This is a genomic window from uncultured Thiodictyon sp. (assembly GCF_903828115.1).
In the GTDB taxonomy this organism is placed as follows: Bacteria; Pseudomonadota; Gammaproteobacteria; order Chromatiales; family Chromatiaceae; genus Thiodictyon.
The window spans coordinates 1-4,136 of record NZ_CAIKKU010000255.1 but is presented as its reverse complement, the minus strand read 5'-3'; the positions used below and the strand labels follow the sequence as shown (position 1 = coordinate 4,136).

General features: G+C 64.1%; 5 protein-coding genes. 2 read left to right on the top strand and 3 right to left on the bottom strand.

Annotated elements, in window-relative coordinates; all coding sequences use genetic code 11:
- The 3 genes from QZY48_RS09730 to QZY48_RS09720 all read right to left on the bottom strand — a co-directional run.
- The coding region (locus QZY48_RS09730; RefSeq protein ID WP_295430544.1) for an ABC transporter substrate-binding protein at positions 1–813 on the bottom strand (813 nt) is incomplete at its 3' end.
- 223 nt (positions 814–1,036) lie between these two features.
- The gene (locus QZY48_RS09725; RefSeq protein ID WP_295430542.1) at positions 1,037–1,375 is read right to left on the bottom strand and encodes an STAS domain-containing protein; all 339 of its coding nucleotides are present in this window, start codon (positions 1,373–1,375) and stop codon (positions 1,037–1,039) included.
- Between the two features lie 32 nt (positions 1,376–1,407).
- A complete protein-coding gene (locus tag QZY48_RS09720) occupies positions 1,408–1,929 on the bottom strand; it encodes a hypothetical protein (RefSeq protein WP_295430540.1) in 522 nt (173 codons plus the stop codon).
- A 214-nt stretch (positions 1,930–2,143) separates the two neighbouring features.
- On the opposite strand from QZY48_RS09720, the gene QZY48_RS09715 reads away from it, so the two are divergent.
- Complete coding sequence (locus QZY48_RS09715; protein WP_295430538.1) at positions 2,144–2,446, top strand: NHLP leader peptide family natural product precursor; 303 nt, start codon at positions 2,144–2,146, stop codon at positions 2,444–2,446.
- A gap of 164 nt (positions 2,447–2,610) precedes the next feature.
- On the top strand, positions 2,611–4,136 hold a 1,526-nt coding region (locus tag QZY48_RS09710), incomplete at its 3' end, for an ABC transporter transmembrane domain-containing protein (RefSeq protein WP_295430536.1).

The window sequence follows — 4,136 nt, the reverse complement described above, 5'->3', positions numbered from 1 at the left end:
CTGGTCGAGGCGGCCAACCGCCGCGGGCAAGGACCCGGGAACAAAGATGGAATCGAGGATGTGGCGGAGCATCCAACGCTCGTGGGGTCGGTTGGCGGCCACGCCGGCTCGGCGGGCTTCGGCCAAGACTGCGTCGAGCGCCTCCTCCGGGTGGTCACGGGCATAGACCCAGCCTGCCAGGGTCGCCCCGCGCACGGCCCGTACGAGTTCGGGGTTGCGGCTGGCCCAGGATGACGTGGTATAGAGGCCGTCCTCGGGAAAGCCGAGACCAAAGTCGCGCATTCGGAAGGCGGTGATGCGCCCGGCGTCAATTCCGGCCTGCCAGATCCGGTGGTACTCGTTGTATTCCATGGCCGCGCAAGCAGCCACGCCGCGCGCCAGGAAGAGATTGACCGATTGATACTGGGGTATCGGCTCGGGACTGACCCCGTTGGTGGAAACGAATGCCTGGAATGCGGCGGCGAAAGCCCCCTGCCAATAGCTGACTCGCTGCCCGTCAAGCTCCTTGGCCTGCCTGACGCCCATATCCTTCCAGGCCAAGAGCATGAGATTGGAACGTTGTACCACTTGCATTACGTGAACGACTTGCGGTTGTGCAGATCGGTTCGCTGGCGGCTGCGCCGCCGCAATGATCGCATCGGTAAGAAAGAGTGTGGCCAGTTCCGCCGCGCCCGTGCGCAGCAAATCAATGGAGGATTGTGCGACGCTCGCGTGTACCAGACTCAGATCCAGTCCGGCCGCTCGGTACAAACCCCGGTCACGTGCCAGGTAATAACCGGCAAACTGGCTCTGTGGCTGCCACTGCAGCGCCAATCGGACGACAACTGGCGGGGCGCCAGACGCCGCGGGAGCCGGCGGGGGCCCAACAGGCGCTACGGATTGCGCGAACGCCAACCCGACCACGGCCATGAGCACCACGGCGAGGGTGGCAAAGGGGGCCACTCGGCGCCACGCCTGAGTGGCCCGCCTAACACGACGCTTATCAATGAACATAGTGCTGGATCATCGCAGTGGCCGGCACAACGATCGCAGCCAGTTATTTGCTCATGGCCTGCAGGGCTTCCTCGACGCTCCCATAACAGGACATGATGGTCACGAAGCCGCTCATCTCCAGCACTTCATGGATCTGCTCGTTGGCGTTGCACAGGGCAAAGGCACCGCCGGCTTGCTTGAGCCGTTTGGTGGCCTTGAGCAGAATTCGCAATCCGGCGCTGGAGATATAATCGGTCTTGGAAAAATCCACCAGCACCCGCGTCTCACCCTGATCGATCGCATCACCGATCTGTCGATCGGCCTCAGGCGCGCTGTTGGTATCCAGCCGGCCATTGAGCATCAGGATCAGTACACCGGCGCTCTTACTCGATAGCATACTCATGATTCCCGGGTCCTCGCATCAATGATTGAAACTTAACAGAAATTGCCCAGCTTTGACTGCTCCTGGGTATCGACCCGATCGGCCAGGTGACGGATCGCCGCCCCCGAGAGTGTCGCCATCGCCGCCTCAAACGCCTCCTCATCCCGGTCCAGATCGAGCAGCGCCCGGGCATCCATCGTCGGCATGGCAGCGAACTGCACCGCCCAGCCTGGATAGTCTATCAGCAAACTCAGGGTGTATTTCTCAAATCGGGCAACCAACCGCGCCGGGCGGTCCATCACCCCGGGCGAGCGCAAGTCCTCCAGGGCCTCGCCGACGGCTAGGCCGGGCCGTCCGATGACCGTGCGCCGCCGCCTCCAGGCGGCCCCGCGGTCGTCCTGAAAGCGGGGCGTCTGCGGGCGGGCGCCAGCGAGCGCACACTCGCCCTGCTGGGAGACACTGATATGAAATAGGAAATTCAACAGCATGGCGCAAGACATCCCGACTGCCAGGACTACCAGGACTACCATGGCTACCAGGACTGAGCCCAGGGCGGACTTGAACGCCAAGGGCACTTGCGATCAAATCCGCCCCTACAACATCATCTGGGCAGCCGTATATGTGAGAACTGGTCGTCGGTACCGACGGGCTGATCGGAGTGGAGTGCGCCGAGCTAAGTATCCACGCGCTCGCGAGTGTGGTGCGCCAGGGAGTTTCCCAGCGGGCCGCAGTCGGGATGGACGGCACGCGGGTTACCCATTGCCATCCTATCGCCAAGGGGACCGGACCATGAACGACCACGCCAAACAGTATCAGCAACTCATCGCCAAGTGTTGGGCCGACGATGCCTTCAAGCAGCGCCTCTTGGCCGACCCGGTGGGGACGCTCAAGGCCGAGGGCATCCGGGTTCTGGCGGTGGAGAACACCGCGCACGTTATTACATTGGTGATCCCAGAACAGTTGAAGGACCTCTCGGACGAGGCCTTCGCCGGGGCGGCGGGAGGCGGCTGGGTGCCTGTGGGGTCTGGGAAGACGGTCGTGGCGTACTATAGTGGACCCTGCACCGGCTCCTGTTCGAGGCCGCCGATCTGAATCTGCGTCTGGCCAATGTCGACGAATACAACCGTCTGCAGGCGCGCCGAGTCGCCACCGAGGCCACACGCAATCATGCCTTCAAGGACTTGATGTCGGTGACGGGGGCACTCGCCAGGGCCTCGATCGCGATTGTCCGTGGCGATAGTACGTTGGTTGGCGCCTTGCGTCTGATCGGCCGGCAGGAGGGGTTCGAGGTCCGGCTCCCGGCGACCGCGAAGCCGGGGGACAGCCCCGGGCTTGAGGAGATTGCACGCAGCAGCGGCTTGCGACTGCGCGAGGTGGCATTGCGGGAGGGCCGGTGGCGCCAAGACTTCGGCGCACTGCTGGGCTTCGACAAGGAGTCGGGGCAGCCGCGCGCCCTCCTGTCCGGTAGCCGGGGTCGACCACGGTTGATCGACCCTACCACGGGCGATGAACTGGCCTTCGACGCGGCACGGGCACGTCTGGCCCCGACTGCCTTCGAGCTGACCGCGCATCTACCTTTCAGGGCCATGACGTTTCGCGACCTGCTGGGGTTCGCCCTGGCGCGCGGCTGGCGTGATGCGGTCCCGATCCTGTTGACCGGGGCTATTCTCGGACTCCTTGGCTTGGCGACGCCGATCGGCACCGCCTATATGATCGATACCGTCATTCCCGGCCACGAGGTGGGCTTTCTGGTCGAGATCGGCCTGGTGTTGGCGGTGCTGGGTGGCATGGCCTTTATCATGGAGTATGTCGGTACCCTGGCTTTTTCCCGTGCCGAAAGCCGCACTGGCCGCGCGCTGCAATCCGGCATGATGGACCGGATGCTGCGCTTGCCGATGAGCTTTTTCCAGGGCTATTCCGCCGGCGACCTGGCGACCCGCGTCATGGCCATCACCCAGATCCAGACCCTGGCATCCACCGCCAGTGTCAATGCGATCCTGAGCGGCATCTTCAGCTTCGCGCTGATGTTCTATTACGACACCCGCTTGGCGCTCTGGGCGGCGCTGCTCATCAGCGTTTATTGCGTACTGAGCATGCTGCTGGGCTATCTGCGCCTGCGCCAGGAACGTCCCCTGGCCGAGTTGACCGGAAAACTGAATAACAGCCTGCTGCAACTCATCCTGGGGGTGACCAAGATCCGGCTTGCGGCCGGCGAGGATCGCGCCTTCGCCCGCTGGGCCAGTCTCTTTGCCCAAGGCCGCCGCCATCAACTGGCCGCAGAACGGATCGGCGCCTGGCAGGCGGCCCTCAACCAGACCTTGACCCTGGCCGGATTACTGCTGTTTGTCCTGCTCATCGGCAAACCCTCCGCGAACGGGAATCTGATCGCCATCGGTGCCTTCGCTGCCCTGCTGGTGGCCTTCCAGAATTTCGCCGGCAGTCTCACCCGGATGCTCCAGGTCGCGACCGATCTGGCTGGCCACGACGCAGTTAGCGCTGCACTCCCGTCCAACGGCAGCGGCGCTGCTGGATGGCGATGCCTGGGCGGGCGTCGCGACCCTGCACCGGCTCCTGTTCGAGGCCGCCGACCTGAATCTGCGTCTGGCCAATGTCGACGAATACAACCGTCTGCAGGCGCGCCGAGTCGCCACCGAGGCCGCGCGCAATCATGCCTTCAAGGACTTGATGTCGGTGACGGCGGCACACGCCCAGGCCTCTATCGCCCCAGTTCGAGGCGACAGCCCACTGGTCGGGGCCTTACGCCTGATCGGCCGGGAGGAGG

Coding starts and splice junctions, on each gene's coding strand:
- QZY48_RS09715 (WP_295430538.1), top strand. CDS start 2,144: ATGAACGACCACGCCAAACAGTATCAGCAACTCATCGCCAAGTGTTGG.
- QZY48_RS09725 (WP_295430542.1), bottom strand. CDS start 1,375: ATGAGTATGCTATCGAGTAAGAGCGCCGGTGTACTGATCCTGATGCTC.